We start from the raw sequence: 16,405 nt of genomic DNA, 5'->3' as shown, positions 1-16,405 counted from the left end.
TCCGTAAGCGGGTCAGGAGCCGGAGAGCTCGCGGTCGATGAAGTCGAGCAGTTCCTCGGCGGTCGCGGCCTCGACGAGTGCCGTCACGTCCGACGCGGGCTCCCCCTCGGCCCCCAGTTCGAAATCCCTCCGGAATTCCCTCCGGAACTCGCTCTGGGGCTCGCTCTGGGGCTCGCTCTGGGGCTCCCTCTCGGAATCCCCCTCGACCTTCTCCGAGACGGGTGTGGGAGGTTCGGAAGGCACGAGTTCGGAGTCCAGGGCGGCGACGAGCTCGGGGAGCGTCGGGGCCTCGAAGAGCAGGGTGAGGGGAAGCTTGAGGCCCGTCGCCGTGCCGAGGCGGTTGCGGAACTCGACCGAGGTGAGCGAGTCGAATCCCAGCTCGCCGAACGGTCGGTCGTCCACGATCACCTCGGGCCGGGCGCCCAGGACGGCGGCCATATGAGTGCGGATCAGTTCGGCCAGGCGCGCCGCGCGTTCACCGGCCGGCAGGCCAGCCAGTTCCTCCCGCAGCGGACGCCGTCGTCGGTGTTCCGGTTTCGGTTCCGGTTCCGGTTCCGGCACGTTCCCGGACCGCTCCGCCACGACCTCGCGAAGGACCGGCGGAAGATCCGCCCCGAGGTCGCGCAGCGCCCCGCGGTCGAGCCGGGCCGGCGCCAGGACGGCGTGCGGCGACGGCAGTGCCGCCTCCAGCAGGGCCAGCCCGTGGTCGGGGGCCATCTCGACGAGCCCGGCCCGTGCGAAGCGGGCCCGGTCGGCATCGGTGAGGGCGCCCATCATGCCGTCCGGGTCGTCCCACAGACCCCACGCCAGCGCGAGGGCGGGCAGTCCCTGCGCCCGGCGGTGCCGGGCGAGTGCGTCGAGGAAGGCGTTGGCGGCGGTGTAGCCGCCCTGCCCGGCGCCGCCGAGGGTCCCCATGACCGAGGAGATCAGGACGAACGCGTTGATCGGATGACGTGCCGTCAATTCGTGCAAATGCCAGGCGCCGTCTGCCTTGGCACGCATCACCCGGTCGATCTGCGCGTCGGTGAGCGAGGTGATCGGCGCGTCGTCCACGATGCCCGCGGCGTGGACGACGGCGGTCAGCGGGTGCCGGTCCGGTATGGCCTCGATCATCGCGGCGACGGCGTCACGGTCGGCGACGTCCACGGCCGCGAACCTCACCTCGGCGCCGAGCCCGTTCAGGTCGGAGGCCAGTTCGGCCGCGCCGGGCGCGTCGCCGCCCCGCCGTCCTGCCAGCAGGAGCCGCCGCGCGCCGTGTTCGGCGACCAGGTGCCGTGCCAGGGCCCGGCCGATGGCGCCGGTCCCGCCGGTGATCAGCACGGTTCCTTCCGGGTCGAGGGCCGGCGGGACGGTGAGTACGACCTTGCCGACGTGGGTCCCCTGACGCAGTCGCCCGAAGGCTTCGGGGGCTCGGCGGATGTCCATGTCGGTGACGGCCGGCCAGGTGAACACGGACTCGGCGAACAGTTCGACCGTCCGGTTCAGGAGGCGAGCGAGGTGCTCCGGCGGCAACCCCAGGAGGTTCGACGCCTGATACCGCGTACCGGGGAACGCGGCGGCCACCTCGGCCGGATCGCGCGGATCGGTCCTGCCCAGCTCGACCAGGAGCCCGCCGGGACGCAGCAGCCGCAGCGACTCGTCGACCAGCTCACCGGTGAGCGAGTTCAGGACGACCGCCATGCGCCCGCCGTCCGTGCCGGAGCCCGTGCCGAGGCCCGTGCCCGAACCCGTGCCGGAGCCCGCGCCGAAGCCCTCGTCGGAGCCCTCGTCGGAGCCCGGACCCACGCCCGCGCCGAAGCGTGCGCCGAAGCCGGACTCGCGCGACGAGGCCAGATGGGCGTCGTCGACACCGAGGGCGTGCAGCGCGGGCCATTTGGCGGGACTCGCGGTCGCGTAGACCTCCGCGCCCAGGTGCCGGGCCAGCTGGACAGCGGCCATGCCGACGCCGCCTGCCCCCGCGTGGATCAGGACGGGGTCGCCCGCGCGCACGCCGCCCAACTCGGTCAGGGCGTGCAGAGCCGTCATGTGGGCGACGGGTACGGCGGCGGCCCGGGTGAACGACCAGCCGTCGGGCATCTTCACCACGGTGCGGTGGTCGGCGTGGGCCACCGTGCCGAACGCGGCAGGGAAGAGGCCCATGACCCGGTCGCCGACGGCCAGGCCGGTGACGCCGGGCCCGGTCGCCGTGACCACGCCGGCGCCTTCCAGGCCGAGCGGTCCGGGGTCGCCGGGGTGCATGTCGAGCGCGCCCAGGACGTCGTGGAAGTTGAGCCCGGCGGCACGGACCGCGATCCGGACCTGGCCGGGGCCGGGTTCGACGGTGGCTTCGGGGCAGGGCCGGAGGGACAGGGCGGCGAGGGTGCCGCGTTCGGACATGTCGAGACGCCAGGCAGGCGCGCCGTCGGGGATCCGAAGAGCGGACTCGTCCGCTGCGGACACGAGCCGGGGCACCAGGACGGTGCCGCCGCGGACCACCACCTGGTTCTCGTCCGCCGCGAGTGCCGCGGCCGGAATGCCGGCCACGCCGGGCACGCCGGGGACGCCGGGGACGCCGGACACGTCAGCCACGCCGGGCACTTCAACCATGTCGGCCACGTCGGCCACTTCGGCCACGCCGGGCACTTCAACCATGTCGGCCACGTCGACCACTTCGGCCACGCCGGACACGTCAGCCACGCCGGGCACGCCGGGCACTTCAACCATGTCGGCCACTTCGGCCACGCCGGGCACGCCGAGCACGCCGGGCACGCCGAGCACGCCGGTCACGCCCGGCACATCGGCCACGCTGGTCACGCCCGGCACGTCGGCCGCTTCGGGCGCGCCGGTCACATCGGCCCCGTCGGGAGCGAGGTCCACCAGGACGAACTGGCCCGGATGCTCGACCTGTGCTGTCCGCACCAGGCCCCAGACGGCCGCCTGAGCCAGGTCGCGCACGGTCTCGCCGGGCAGGGCGGCGACAGCGCCGCGGGTCACCAGCACCAGGCGGCAACCGGCAGGCCGGTCCTCGGTGAGCCATCGGCCGATCAGTTCCCGCGTCCGGCGGACCGCGTCCCTGGCCGCCGCCGCCACGTCGGCACCGCCCTCGCCGGCCGGGCAGTTAACGACGACGTGCTCGGCCGACCCGCCCGAACCGCCCGACGCCGCCGCCCCGGTCAACGGCTGCCAGTCCAGCGCGAACAGCGCATCGCGCGCCACGGCCGCCGGATCCGCCGGGCGGGCCGCCGCGGCCGGGTGGAGTTCCACCGACTCGACGAGGCCCACCGGCTCTCCCGAGGCATCCAGCAAGGTCAGCGGGTGGCCGCCGTGCGCAGCGGGCGCCGCGTGCACCCGCAGGGCCACTCGGCTCCCCGTGCCGAACAGCGTCACCCCGCGCCAGCGTGACGGCTGCATGCGCCGCCCGGCACGGCCCGGGGCGTCGGCGAGCAAACCGTGCAGGGACGCGTCGAGCAGGGCGGGGTGCAGGTGGTAGGCGCCGGCGTGCGCGCTCTCCGGCTCGGGCAGGACGGCCTCGGAGAACTGCTCGCCCTCGCGTCGCCAGACAGCCCGCAGGCCCCGGAACACCGGGCCGTGCTCGTACCCCTGAAGGCCCAGGTCCTCGTACACGCGGGTCGTCGACACCGGTGTCGCCCGGTCCGGAGGCCAGTGGACGGCGGCCGGTGCCGCGGCTTGTGCCGCGGCTTGTGCCGCGGACGTGTCGGGGGCGAGCGTGCCGATGGCGTACTCGGTCCACTCCCCGTCGCTCGCGCGGCCCGATATCCGGCAGCTCCGCAGACCGTCGCCGTCCGCGCCAGCCACCCGTACGCGCAGGTCGACGACGCCGTCCGGCGGGAGTTCCAGCGGCGTGCGGACCGTCAGCTCCTCGATCCGTGCCGTGCCGGATCCCGCGCCCGCGTGCAGGGCGAGCTCCAGGAGTGCGGTGTTCGGTACGACGACTGTCCCGCGTACGGCGTGGTCGGCCAGCCAAGGGTGGGTACGGGTCGACAGGCGGCCGGTGAACACCGTCTCGCCGTCGCCGAGTTCGACGGCCGCGCCGAGCAGCGGATGGCCGGCCGGGGCCTGGCCGAGCTCGGCCGTACCGGAGGGGCCGGCCGCGCTCCCGAGCCAGTAGCGGCGCCGCTGGAAGGGGTAGGTGGGCAGGTCGACATGGTCTGCGGACGTTCCGGTGAACCGCTTCCACGCGATCGGCAGGCCCTTGACGTACGCCTCCGCGGCGGAGGTGAGGAACCGGGCCAGGCCCCCGTCGTCGCGGCGCAGCGAGCCGGTCACGATCCCGTCGACGCCGGCTTCCTCCAGGATCTGGCCGATACTGCCGGTCAGCACGGGGTGCGGGCCGACCTCGACGAACGTGGTGTGGCCGGAGGCGATCAGCGCTTCGACCGCTTCCTGGAAGCGCACGGTGTGCCGCAGGTTCCGGTACCAGTAGGCGGCGTCGAGTGCACCGCCTTCCTGCCAGTCGGCGGTGACCGAGGACATCAGCGCGATCTCGCCGGTACGCGGTGTCAGTGATGCCAGCCCGGCCAGCATCTTCTCCCGGATCGGCTCGACCGCCGGGCAGTGCGAGGCGTACGCGGCCGGGATCACGCGGGCGTTGACTCCCTCGGCCTGGTAGGCCTCGACCAGGGCGGCGATCGCGTCGGCGGCGCCGGCCACCGCGGTGGTGGCCGGTCCGCTGACGGCGGCGACGCTGAGTGTGCCGAGCCGTTCCCGTACCCGTTCCGCGGGGAGCGGGACCACGGCCATCGCGCCCTGGCCCATCAGGTCGACGGCCATGCCGCTGCGCAGCGCGATGGCGCGGGCGCCGTCGTCGAGGGAGAGCGCCCCGGCCACGACGGCGGCGGCGATCTCGCCCTGGGAGTGGCCGATCACGGCGTCCGGGACGACCCCGGCCGACCGCCACAGCTCGGCCAGCGACACCATCACGGCCCACAGGGCGGGCTGTACGACGTCGATCCGGTCGAGCAGCGGCGCCCCGTCCAGGACGTCGGAGAGCGACCAGTCGAGGTACGGCGCGAGCGCGCGCTCGCACTCGGCGAGGCGGGCGGCGAAGACGGGGCTCTCGGCGGCGAGCGCCGATGCCATGCCCCGCCACTGGCCGCCCTGCCCGGGAAACACGAGGACGGTCCGGCCGGTCCGGCCGGGCTCGCCCGCGCGGCCGGTGACGAGGCCGGGGGCCTCTTCGCCGTGGGCGAGCGCGCTCAGGGCCCGGTCGGCCGCCGACCGGTCCCGGGCGATCACGACGGCACGCTCGGCGAGCGAGGCCCTGGCGGCCAGGGCGGGCGCCGCGACGACCGGATCGACCGCCCCGGCGACCAGCCCCCGGGCCCGCTCCCGCAACGCCGCGGGGCTCCGAGACGACAGCACAACCGGCACCACGACCGCCCGCCCGGCCTCCCCGACGACCCCACCCTCGTTCGGCGGCTCCGCCACGACCCCACCCTCGGCCGACGGCTCCGCCACGACCCCACCCTCGGCCGACGGCTCCGCCACGGGCCCAGCCTCAACCGGCGGCACCGCCACGGGCCCAGCCTCAACCGGCGGCACCGCCACGGGCGCGGCCTCACCCGGCGGCTCCGCCACAACCCCGACCCCGGCCTCACCCGGCGGTTCCGCCAGAATCACATGTGCGTTGGTGCCGCTGATGCCGAACGAGGAGACGCCGCCGCGCCGGGGCTCGCCCGTGGTCGGCCAGGGGCGGGAGTGGTCGAGCAGGGACAACGACCCGGTGGCCCAGTCGACGTGCGGGGACGGCTCGTCGACGTGCAGGGTGGCGGGCAGGGACGCGTTCCGGATGGCCTGGACCATCTTGATGACGCCGCCGACGCCCGCCGCCGCCTGCGCGTGTCCGATGTTGGACTTGAGGGACCCCAGCCACAGGGGCCGGTCCTTGTCCCGGTCCTGCCCGTAGGCGGCCAGCAGGGCGTTGGCCTCGATCGGGTCGCCCAGCGCGGTGCCGGTGCCGTGCGCCTCCACCGCGTCGACCTGCCGCGGCGCGATCCCGGCGTCGGCGAGCGCGTCGGCGATGACGCGCTGCTGGGCGACACCGCTCGGCGCGGACAGCCCGTTGGACGCGCCGTCGGAGTTGACAGCGCTTCCGGCGATGACCGCGAGGCCGGGGTGGCCGTGGCGCCGGGCGTCCGAGAGCCGTTCGACCACGAGCATGCCCGCGCCCTCGCCCCACCCGGTGCCGTCCGCCTGGGCGGAGAAGGCCTTGCAGCGGCCGTCGGGGGCCAGCACCCGCTGCCGGGAGAGTTCCACGAACATGCCGGGAGTCGCCATGACCGTGACCCCGCCGGCCAGGGCGAGCGAGCACTCCCCCGTCCGCACCGCTCGTACCGCCTGGTGCAGCGCGACCAGCGACGCCGAACAAGCGGTGTCGACGGTCAGCGCGGGCCCGTTCAGGCCGAGGACATAGGCGATCCGCCCGGAGATCACACTGGTGCCGGTACCGGTCAGCAGGTGCCCCGCGACGCCGGGCCCGGCCGCTTCCATGCTCGGCCCGTAGCCGGAGTGCATCGCCCCGGCGTACACACCGGTACGGCTGCCCTTGAGCGTCAACGGATCGATGCCCGCGCGCTCCAGCGCCTCCCACGTGACTTCCAGGAGAAGCCGTTGCTGCGGGTCCATGGCGAGGGCTTCACGCGGGCTGATCCCGAAGAACTCCGCGTCGAAGTCCGCCACGTCCGGTACGAAGCCGCCCCGGCGGACGTACGACGCACCGACGCGCTCGGGATCCGGGTGGTGGAGGGCCGCCAGGTCCCAGCCCCGGTCGTCGGGGAAGTCGCCGGTGGCGTCGGTCCCGGTGGCGACCAGATGCCACAGGTCGTCGGGCGAGTGCACCCCGCCCGGGAACCGGCAGGCCATGCCGACGATGACCACGGGGTCTTCGGCGTCGGTGGCGTCGGTGGCGTCGGTGGGATTGACGGGGTGGGCGGGGGCGGCGGTCGGCCCCGCCTGCAACTCGCCGATCGCCGCGGCCAGCGCGGCCGGGCTCGGGTGGTCGTAGAGGAGGGTGCTCCGCAGCCGCAGGCCCGTCGCGGCCGACAACCGGTCGCACAGTTCGAGCGTCATGGCCGAGTCCAGGCCCATCTCGCGGAACGTCCGGCCCGGCCGGACGTCCCCGGCCGATCCGGCGCCCAGCACGACCGCCGTAAGGCTCTGGACCAGCTCCCCCACCGGTGCCGGACGCCGGTCGGCGCCCTCGACCGGTGCCGCGTCGGACACGGGAACGGATACCGGCACAGCGGGCACAGGCACAACGGGCACAGGCACAGGCCGGGGCCCGGCGTCCCCGGACCGCGGCCAGTAGGAGCGGCGCTGGAACGGGTAGGTCGGCAGGTCGGTCAGCGGCGCCGAACCGGGCAGCAGCGCGGCCCAGTCCACGGCGACACCGCGTACGTACGCCTCGGCCGCCGCCACCAGGAACCGGTGGTGGCCGCCGTGACCGCGCCGGAGCGTGCTCAGCGCGGCGCCGTCCCCGTCGCGCAGGGCGATCGCCTGCCGGATGCCCGTCGTCAGCACCGGATGCGGGCTGACCTCAAGGAACGTCGTGTGGCCCGCGTCCAGCAGCGCCTCGATCGCCGGCCCGAACCGCACCGGCTCACGCAGGTTGCGGAACCAGTGGTCCGCGTCCAGTTCGGCGGTGTCGTCAACCGGTGCGGCGGTCACGGACGAGTGGAACGGCACTTCGACGGAGCGCGGGGCGATCCCGGCGAAAGCGGTGAGCAGCTCCTCGCGCAGTGCATCGACGTCCGCGCTGTGTGAGGCGTAGTCGACTTGAAGTCGCCGGGTACGCACGCGCGTCCCGTAGTGGGCGGCCAGCGCGTCGAGGGCGGCGCACGGCCCCGCGACCACCGTGTGCGCGGGGCCGTTGACCGCCGCGACCGACAGGGAGGCGGCCACCGCCGCGAGGTCCACGCGCACCCGCTCGGCCGGCAGGTCCACCGCCAGCATCCCGCCGCGGCCCGCGATCCGGGCCAGCGCCCGGCTGCGCAGCGCCACGATCCGCGCGCCGTCCTGGAGCGAGAGGGCGCCGACGGCGGTGGCGGCGGCGATCTCACCCTGCGAGTGGGCCACCACGGCGGCGGGCTCCACCCCGGCCGAGCGCCACAGCGCCGCCAGCGACACCATCACCGCCCACAGGGCGGGCTGGATCACCTCGTCGGCCTCCAGCGCCGGTGCACCGGGGGCACCGCGCAGGACATCGGGCAGTGACCATTCCACGTACGGGCGCAGGGCGTCGGCGCAGGCGGTGATCCGGTCGGCGAAGACCGGGGAGGTGTCGAGCAACTCGGCGGCCATGCCCGCCCACTGCGAGCCCTGGCCGGGAAAGACGAAGACGGGCCGGACCGGCGGCCCTTCGTGCCGGCCCTCCACCACGGCCGCCGACTGCCGGCCCTCCTCGCAGGCCGCCAGCTCGGCGAGGAAGCCGTCGCGGTCAGCGGCCACGACGACGGCGCGGTGTTCGAACCTGGTGCGGGTGACGGCCAACGACCGGCCCACCGAGCCCGCCCCCAGCTCCGGACGTGCCGCCACATGCGCGCGCAGCCGGCCGGCCTGGTCGCGCAGCGCGGATGCGTCACGCGCCGACAGGAGCCAAGGCAGCGCCCCGCCGGTGTCCTCGTCCTCGGCGGGCGCCGTGCCCTGCCCGCCTTGCCAGTCCGAGAGGATCATGTGGCAGTTGGTCCCGCCGATCCCGAACGAGCTGACCCCCGCGAGCAGCGGACCCCGCCGCGCGGGCCAGGGCCGGGCCTCGGTGTTCACGCGCAACCCCAGCTCCTGGAGGGGGATGCGGTCACCCGGACCGGCGTGGTTCAGGCTGGGCACGAGTTCGCGTGCGCCGACGCACAGGACGGCCTTCACGAACCCCGCGATCCCGGCGGCGCCCTCCAGGTGCCCGATGTTCGTCTTCACCGATCCGACCAGCAGCGGGGCGTCCTTCGTGCGGGCGGCCCCCAGCGTCGCACCCAGCGCGGCGGCCTCGATCGGGTCGCCGACCCGGGTGCCCGATCCGTGCAGCTCGACGTACTGGACCTCGTCCGGCTCGACACCCGCGTCGGCGCAGGCGGCGAGCAGCACCCGCTCCTGCGAGGCACGGCCCGGCGTCGGCAGCGTCTCGGTCGCGCCGTCGTTGTTCAGGGCGCTGCCGCGGATGACGGCATGGATGCGGTCGCCGTCGCGGACGGCGGCGTCCAGGAGCTTGAGAACGACGACTCCGCCGCCCTCGCCCCGGACATATCCGTTCGCGCGGGCATCGAAGGTGAAGCACCGCCCGTCCGCCGACAGTGCTCCGGCCCGCTCCAGCGCCAAGGTGCTTTCCGGCGCGAGGATCAGGTTCACGCCGCCCGCGAGCGCCAGGTCCGACTCGCCGCCGCGCAGGCTCGCGCACGCCAGGTGCAGGGCGGCCAGGGACGACGACTGCCCGGTGTCCACCACCAGGCTCGGTCCGGTCAGGCCGAGCGCGTACGAGATCCGGTTGGCGATCACACCGCGTTGCAGTCCGGTCAGGGTGTGCCCGGTCACCGCGTCGGGGCCGAGGCCCCGCCACAGCGCCGCGTAGTCGTCGGCGATCACCCCGAGGAAGACACCCGTGCGGTCGGCGGTGAGCTCACCCGGCAGCATCCTGGCGTTCTCCAGGGCCTCCCAGGCCAGTTCGAGAGCCAGCCGCTGTTGAGGGTCCATGGACACGGCCTCGCGCGGCGAGATGCCGAAGAACTCGGGGTCGAACCCGTCCACCCGGTCGAGGAACCCACCACGCGCCGCGCCCCGGCCACCGCCCCGGTCGTCACGCTGGCCGTCACGCTGGGCGTCACGCTGGCCGTCACGCTGGCCGTCACGCTGGTCGTCACGCTGGCCGTCACGCTGGGCGCCGGGCCGGTCGTCGCCCCGGTCGGTGATCGCGTCACCGCCGTCGCGCAGCAGCTGCCAGAACGCGTCCGGCCCGTCCGCCTGCGGGAACCGGCAGCCGATCCCGACGACCGCGACCGCGCGTGAAGAAAGATCACGTATGCCGTGACCGGCCATTCCCATCGTTCGATGCACCCCTGTGTCCGTGCTGCCGCTACCGGTACCGCTACCGCTGTCGCTCTACCGCCGCCGCTACCGCGCGCTGCTCACCGGGGCGCTCGGGTGCACCTCGCGTTCGATGCGCGGCATGATCTCGGGCACGTAGATCTTCTGGATGGCGTCGCCCGCGTCGTGCGCCTCCCAGTGGGCGCGGCTCGCCCAGCGCTCGACGAGCACGAAGCGGCCCGGCTCGCCCTCCGACTGATACGCCTCCCAGCTGACGCACCCGTCCTCGCCGAGGCACAGGGGGCGCATCCGGGCGAGGGCGTCGGCCACCGGCGCGATGTTGTCGGTCTCCGGGACCCGGACGATGACGATGAGGTCGAACATGACTGCTCCTGACGGGAGTTGGGGGTAGAGAGAGTGGAGGGAGTGGAGGGAGTGGAGGGAATCGGTCTAGGCGGTCGCCGCGGCGCGGACGACCGTGGGGAGCCACTGGGCGATCGGCGTGAAGGGGTAGCCGAGCGCGGTCGCCCGGTCGTTCGCCATGCCGAAGTCCGCCGGGCAGGAGAAGGGGGACAGATCGGGGTCGCCGGCCGGGTCGTCCTTCTCGATCACGTGGGCCGTGAGCCCGGTCGCGCTCTCCACCGCGGCGCAGAAGTCATAGACGTCGGCGGTGTCCGGCGAGGCGACGTTGACCGCTCCGGTGGCGTCGGAGAGGGCCGCCCAGGCGAGGAAACCGGCGGCCTCGTCGGCCCGCACCAGCGAGGTCCTGCCGGGCGAGGCGTGGGCGACGACGGGGCGTCCGTCCCTGACGTGGTCGAGGTGGAACTGAAGCCGGCCGGTGAAATCGCCCTCCGCGGCCAGGACATGGGCGACACGGGCCAGCAGGACCGGGACCTTCGCCGAGCGGACCAGCGCGGCTTCGGCCTGCCGCTTGCCCTCGCCGTAGTGGACGTCGAGGTAGCCGGGCGAGTACCAGGGCAGCTCGGTGTCGAAGTCGTATGTCGCCGGGTCGAGTTCCTCCTCGCGGGCGCGGGCACTGAACGACGGGGCGGGCGTCCGGCCGCGGAAGGTGTCCTTGTTGTACACCTCGATGGTACTGGTCAGGACGATCTTGCCGACGCGGTCGCCGAAGGCCTCGCACACCTCGACGGCGGCGATCGGCGTGTAGCACATCTGGTGGACCACGGCGTCGAACCGCTCCCCCGCCACCGCGGCGGCCAGTTCGCCGGAGACGGTGACGTCGGCGCGCAGTCGCCGTACCGCGTCGCCGAAGGGATCGGGGGTCTGCCCGCGGTTGACGACAGTGACCCGGTGCCCCTCGTCCAGCAGTTGCTGCACCAGCACCTTGCCGAAGTACCGGGTGCCCCCGATGACGCAGATGTCAGACATTTTCCGTTACCTTCTCTTGTTTCGCCGTGGCTTCAGTGGCCTCGGTCTCGCCGGCCTCGGTCTCAGTGGCCTCGGTCTCGCCGGCCTCGGTCTCATCGGATGCGCCGGAGTCTCCGGACTCGTCTGAGCCGTCGGAGTCGTCGGAGCCGCGACCGCTCAAGCAGATGAGCGCACAGCCCGCCGCCAGCAGAGCGGCGACGTACCAGTTGCCGCCCGCGACATCGAGGGAGCGCGACAGGTCGAACAGAATGCCCGCGGCGAGGGAGCCGACCATGTTCCCGGCGCTGCGGAAGAAGTGCATCGCCCCCATGGCCTTGGCCAACCGGTGCTCGGGCACCCGGCGGGCGATCCACAGGTCGAACGACGGCACGAAGAGGATCTCGCCGAGCACGACCGTCAGACAGCCGACCACCACCCAGGGACCCGTGCGCCCGGCCCCGAAGGCGATGAACGCGATGGTCATCCCGGCCAGGCCGAAGGCCATGACCGCGCCGGGGCCGAACCGCTTGTTGAACAGTTTGAACAGCGGGTACTGGAGCACCAGGATGCTGAGGCCGGTGATCCAGAACGGCGAGGAGGGCGCCCACTGGGGGACGTACTCCGCCATGTGCAGCGGGATGCCGACGACGAAGCCCAGGGACAGGAACCAGAACGCCGCGGACAGCAGGAAGTAGCGCGTGGCGCCGCGCACTTCGATGCCCTTGAACGCGGTCAGGCTGAACAGCGGGACGCGTTCGCCGCCGGCCGCCGCGCTCTCGAAGCCACCGCGCGGGATCAGCGCCGAGGTGATCAGGCAGAAGCCGATGAAGAAGGCGAAGACCACCGAGAACAGGGTGCGCAGCTCCACGTCGGCCAGTACGCCGCCCAGCAGCGCGCCACCGAAGAGGCCGACCTGCCCGGCCATCTGGAACGCGGAGAACGCCCTGGGCCGTTCGGCCTCGGGAAACGAGACCAGGACGTTCTTCAGTCCGGGGAAGGAGACGCCCGATCCGAAACCGATGAAGAACGCCAGCAGGCTGTAGGCGAGCACACCGTCGGTGAACCCCATGAGCCCGAGCGCCACGGCTTCCAGCGCGGTGCCGAGGAAGACGCCCCCGCGGACGCCGGTACGGGCGGCGATCCCTTCGTAGAAGAAGGTGGCGAGCAGCCGGCCGACGTACGTCATACACATGACGACGCCCGCCCAGAAGCCGCTGTCGGTGCCGCCGAGGGTGGCGACGAGCACGGGGAACCAGATGTAACTCCCCACGTTCGCCAGGAGGATGCCGCCGGTCACGCCGACGAGGGCGCGGGTGCGTTCCTTGATCACAGCTCCTCCCCCCGTTCCGCCCCGGCGGTTCCCGCGGCGCCACGCAGCTCGGCGATGGCACGCGCGACGGCCTGCCGGTCGATCGGCACGCCCCCGATGACGGTGCTCAGCGGGAGAGCGGACAGCGGCCGGCCCGGGGCGTGCAGGTTGTAGGTGGCGGTGGCGCCGACGCGCAGCGGGTGGGCGCCGCTGGTGTCCCCGCTCAACTCGTCGAAGTAGCGGCGGCCGCCGACCGTCGCCTGGTGCCGCAGCGGCCCTTCGAGCGAGGCGTCGTCGCCGCGCAGCAGGTCGAGCTCGCTCAGGAAGGAGTAGCCGTGGTAGGCGCCCGTGTTGCCCGAGTCGGTGCCGATCAGCAGCTTGCCCTCGCGCAGCGTGGCCAGGGCGTTGCGGCGCATGTCGGCGAGGGCCGCGGTGCGGGTCTCCTGGCAGCCGAACTCGATGCCGTACGGCTTCTCGATGGCCTGGGCGAACTCCAGGTTGCGGATGTCCTGGGTCTCGGCGAAGCCCTCGCGCCCGTACTCGGCCCGGAACTCGTCGCCCGTCATGATCATGGGCCGCAGCCCCGCCAGGGTGGAGACGAACCGGGCTCCCTCGAACTCCTTCCAGTCGGCCGCGTCGAGGGTGCGGTCGCGCACGGTGTGGGCGAAGAGGCGGAAGCCGCACTCGTAGGCCCAGCGGGTCTCCTGGAGGGTGTTGCAGTCGATGACGGCGGTGATGCCGCGGTCGGCCGCGATCCGGGCGGTGAACTCCAGCACCCGCCGGGACAGCCGGGAGAACTTCACCGGGCTGTCCGGCTGTTCGGTGCCGTCCGTGAACATCACCTTGAGGAAGGTGCCGCCGCGGTCGACGTTGGAGCGTATCGCGTGTTCGAGGTCGGTCTCGGTGGCGATCATGTGCACCGGGGCCGGGAACTCGACGCCGTGACCGGTGAGTCCGGCGGCGTTCGTCATCGCGGTGGCCGCGTAGCCGCAGTGGACGAGCTCGGGGTACGGCACGGCGGACGCCTCGCGGCCCGCCGCCCAGGCCTCGTCCACCAGCGGGAAGCCGAACATGTCCACCACGTGGGTGACGCCGTGGTAGACGTACTGGAGCGCGACGATCCGGGGGTCGTCGGCCGTGTCGTCCCAGTTGGCGGGCAACGAGACGTGGGCGTGGGTCTCGGTGTAACCCGGCCACAGCTCTGTCTCGCCGCCGCCGCGTGCGCCCGAGGGCTCGATGCGGGTGAAGACGCCGTCCTCGACGGTGACGTCGTACACGGCCTCGGGGTCGAGGGAGGGGATCGCCACCCCGAGCAGGTCCTGCGCTGCCACGTCCGTGGTCATCGGGCGACCTCGACCTTCAGCCGCAGGTCGATGCGGTCCAGGGCCTCCGCGCAGCGCTTGTTGACCTCGGTGCGGTCGGCGCCGGTGAAGATGGTGTGCCCGATCCAGTCGAAGTTGCTCCGGGAGAGCCGGTTGACCGCGGTGCCGGGCTTCTTGTACGCGAGGGCGCTGTGGAAGCCGGGCAGTTCCGCGAGGCCGTCGAAGCCGATGGACTCGACGACTCCGTCGATCGGCGCGCCGAACCAGTGGCCGCCCGCGGTGGTCTCGCCGGGGTAGGGCAGCTCGGGACGCTCGCCGAGCGCCTGCCGGATGACCTCCAGGTAGGGGTCGACGCCGGAGGTCAGCTCCATCAGGCTCGGCACGATGCCGCCGATCAGCCGGCCGTTGACCTCGCACAGCACCGGGCCGTCGGCGCCGAGGAGGAACTCGGTGTGGATGAAGCCGAAGTCCACGCCCAGCTCGTTCAGCAGGCGCGTGGTCATGTCGAACAGTTCGTCCTGGAGCGGGTGGCCGCTGAAGTACGTGGCGCCCATCTCGATGAAGTGCGGGAAGCCGCTCATCGGACGGTCGGTGAGGCCGAGGTTGACCACCTCGCCCTTGCCGAGGACACAGGACTCCACCGAGATCAGCTCGCCGGTGACGAACTCCTCGATCAGCAGGTCGGGGATGCGGACCACACCGCGGCCGTAGTCGGCCACGTCGGCGAGCTCGGCGAGGTAGGCGCGCAGGTCCTCCTCGTCCTTGAGGTGCAGGACATGCAGGCTGGCCGTGCCGTCGGACGGCTTGACCACGCAGGGGAAGCCGATCTCGCGCACGGCCGCCTCCACGTCCTTCGGGTCGGCGACGTGGGCGAAGCGCGGCTGGCGGACACCCGTGCCGTCCAGGGTGAGCCGGGTCAGGTGCTTGTGGCGGGCGTTGCGCGCGCCTTCGACGCTCATGCCCGGCAGCCCCAGCGCCTCGGCGACCGCCGCCGTGTGGACGGTGTGGTACTCGCTGTACGTGGTCACGCCGTGGATCGGCTTCCGGGCGTGCAGCTGACGGGCCAGCGCCGTCAGCTCGTCGATGGAGAAGGCCTCGGCGCTCTTGACCACCTGGCAGTTCGGGTGGGCGTAGGCCGCCTCGGCCAGGGGCGAGGCCGCGAGGTAGAAGTCGGGGTCCACCGACACCAGCGTGACGTCGTGGCCGAGCTCCAGGGCGTTGGCGATGCCGGCGATGCCGTTGGGGTTGCATTCGATCATCAGGATGTGCATGTCACGCTCCGTATGTTCCTGAAGTGAAGAAGTGAAGGGGAGGGGGAGAGGGAGAGAGGGGGGACCCGGGGCCCCGGGGGGAGGAGGGGGAAGGGGCCCCGGGGGCCGGGGGGACGCTCAGTGAGCGCCGACGCCGGGGGCGTGCCGCGCTCTGTCCACGGCCGCCAGTACGGCGGGCAGATCGAGGCCGAGCGCCGCCATGACCTCCTGGTGGTCGCCACCGGTCGAGGGCCAGCCCTGACCGGCGCCCACCGAGGTGACCTCGCAGCCGGGCAGCAGCAGCGCGAGCGCCTCGGCCACTCCCCCTGGCTGCGGTGTTCCTCGACGACGACGAACCGGGTGTGCCGGCCCGCCAGCTCCGCGGCCGCCGCGGACAGGTGCTCGTGGTCCAGGTAGACCAGATGCGCGTGGGAGGCCCCGGTGGCGGCGCGGGCGGCCAGCGCCAGGCGCGTGCCCTCCTCGCCCACCGACACCAGGCAGACGTCGTCGGTGTCCGCCGCCGAGAACTCCCAGTTCACCAGGGGCAGTTCGCCGCCGGGCAGGTCCAGCGACTCGTACGTGGCGTTGCGGCCCGTACGGATGTAGTGCGGCCCGCCGTCGCGCACCGCGGAGCGGACCACCGCGCGCATCTCGGCCTCGCCGTAGGGGGCCGCGATGGTCACGCCGGGGACGCTGCGGAGCACCGCGAGGTCCTCCAGGCAGTGGTGGGTGGTGCCGAACCAGGCACCGGAGACGCCCGCGTACGGTGCCACGACGGTGACCCCGGCGTTCAGGTAGCCCAGCGTCAGCTTCAGGCTCTCCGCGGCCCGCAGCGCCGCGAAGGGGGCGAAGGTGCTGACGAACGGCTTGTACCCACCGGCGGCCAGTCCGGCCGCCATGTCGACCATCGCGCCCTCGGCGATCCCCACATTGAAGAACCGGTCCGGGTGGGCGATCTGGAAGGGGTGCTTCTTGCCCCCGAGGTCCGCCTCCAGGCAGACCAGGTCGGTGCGGTCCGCGGCGAGCGCGGCCAGCTCGTCCCGGTAGGCGTCACGACCGGAGAGGGGCGCCGGAAGAGGAACCCCGGGAGCCGTCGCGGCAGTCGTGTCAGCGGCCGTCGCGGCACTCGTCACAGCAGTCATCGCGGC

The 16,405-nt window shown here is 73.4% G+C and carries 7 protein-coding genes; all 7 read right to left on the bottom strand.

Annotated elements, in window-relative coordinates:
* Window positions 1–12: 12 nt before the first annotated feature.
* A complete protein-coding gene (locus tag ACOBQB_RS28915) occupies window positions 13–10,020 on the bottom strand; it encodes a type I polyketide synthase (RefSeq protein ID WP_423598827.1) in 10,008 nt (3,335 codons plus the stop codon).
* A 75-nt stretch (window positions 10,021–10,095) separates the two neighbouring features.
* On the bottom strand, window positions 10,096–10,392 hold the full coding sequence (locus ACOBQB_RS28910; RefSeq protein ID WP_423595685.1) for a putative quinol monooxygenase: 297 nt from the start codon (window positions 10,390–10,392) through the stop codon (window positions 10,096–10,098).
* A gap of 66 nt (window positions 10,393–10,458) precedes the next feature.
* The gene (locus ACOBQB_RS28905) at window positions 10,459–11,397 is read right to left on the bottom strand and encodes an NAD-dependent epimerase/dehydratase family protein (RefSeq protein ID WP_423595683.1); all 939 of its coding nucleotides are present in this window, start codon (window positions 11,395–11,397) and stop codon (window positions 10,459–10,461) included.
* Window positions 11,390–12,706, bottom strand: a complete 1,317-nt coding sequence (locus ACOBQB_RS28900; protein WP_423595681.1) for an MFS transporter — start codon at window positions 12,704–12,706, stop codon at window positions 11,390–11,392. The genes ACOBQB_RS28905 and ACOBQB_RS28900 overlap by 8 nt, the downstream gene beginning before the upstream one ends.
* Window positions 12,703–14,028 carry a hydrolase gene (locus tag ACOBQB_RS28895; protein WP_423595679.1) on the bottom strand — a complete coding sequence of 442 codons (1,326 nt, stop codon included), beginning with the start codon at window positions 14,026–14,028 and terminating at the stop codon, window positions 12,703–12,705. Before ACOBQB_RS28895 ends, ACOBQB_RS28900 begins: the two co-directional genes overlap by 4 nt.
* Entirely contained in the window at window positions 14,025–15,278 is a 1,254-nt protein-coding gene (locus tag ACOBQB_RS28890) for an ATP-grasp domain-containing protein (protein ID WP_423595677.1), read from the bottom strand. Before ACOBQB_RS28890 ends, ACOBQB_RS28895 begins: the two co-directional genes overlap by 4 nt.
* Window positions 15,266–16,399 carry a hypothetical protein gene (locus ACOBQB_RS28885; protein WP_423595675.1) on the bottom strand — a complete coding sequence of 378 codons (1,134 nt, stop codon included), beginning with the start codon at window positions 16,397–16,399 and terminating at the stop codon, window positions 15,266–15,268. Before ACOBQB_RS28885 ends, ACOBQB_RS28890 begins: the two co-directional genes overlap by 13 nt.
* Window positions 16,400–16,405 lie beyond the last annotated feature (6 nt).

The organism is Streptomyces sp. G5(2025) (assembly GCF_049542075.1).
Classification (GTDB): Bacteria; Actinomycetota; Actinomycetes; order Streptomycetales; family Streptomycetaceae; genus Streptomyces.
This window is presented reverse-complemented; position numbering and strand designations above follow the sequence as displayed.